This is a genomic window from Mucilaginibacter sp. P5_A4 (assembly GCF_056400605.1).
The window spans coordinates 1-870 of sequence record NZ_JBFUKX010000160.1 but is presented as its reverse complement, the minus strand read 5'-3'; the positions used below and the strand labels follow the sequence as shown (position 1 = coordinate 870).

Sequence of the window (870 nt, the reverse complement as noted above, 5' to 3'; positions counted from 1 at the left end):
AGCCGATCCTCTGAACAGATTTGGTGAGATAAAAAGCTGATGGCAAATTGATTGTGACTATCAGCTAAACAAAGCGGCTTATTAGTCTGTAAAATTGTCGTGTTAAAACAAGCTCTGTATATTTCTTGGTGTTGATGTTTAAAATGTGTAAGGCGATTTAATACGGCATATCCTATACTTTATCTGGTTAATACTAAAATGATAAAAGGGTAACTTAATAAATAGAATTAAGCCTTTTTTTTCCCAATTAACGGCGTTATCGCAAAATAACCATATCACGTTAACAAAATCCACTATGCTTTTTAACTCTGTTAGCTTTGCAATTTTTTTGCCTGTAGTGTTTGTTCTTTACTGGTTTGTATTTAACAGGAATATTAAGTTTCAAAACTTTTTATTGCTTTGTGCAAGCTATTTCTTTTATGCCTGCTGGGATTGGCGGTTTCTTTTCCTCCTGGTTTTTTCCACGGTGTTAGATTATTTTACCGGGTTAAAAATGACGGAGTCAAAGACTCAAAAATCAAGAAAATTTTGGCTCTGGCTCAGCATTTTAATTAATTTAGGTTTCCTCGGCGTATTTAAATACTATAATTTTTTTGCATCCTCATTTACACAAATGTTTGCAGATGCAGGCTTGCATGTAAATCCCTGGACATTAAAGGTTATCCTGCCGGTTGGTATATCTTTTTATACATTTCACGGATTGTCGTATGTTATTGATATTTACAAGAAAAGGATCGATGCTGAAAGAAATTTTATTGACTACTCTTTATTTGTAAGTTTTTTTCCTCTTTTAGTGGCCGGCCCAATTGAACGGGCAACTCATCTTTTGCCCCAGATAAAAAAAGAAAGGGTTTTTGATTATAGCAAGGC

1 pseudogene is annotated in these 870 nt (G+C 34.0%); it reads left to right on the top strand.

Features of this window, described 5'->3' with window-relative positions:
* Positions 1 to 493 precede the first annotated feature (493 nt).
* A pseudogene (locus tag AC1DQW_RS27800) lies at positions 494 to 870 on the top strand (MBOAT family O-acyltransferase); the annotation flags it as partial.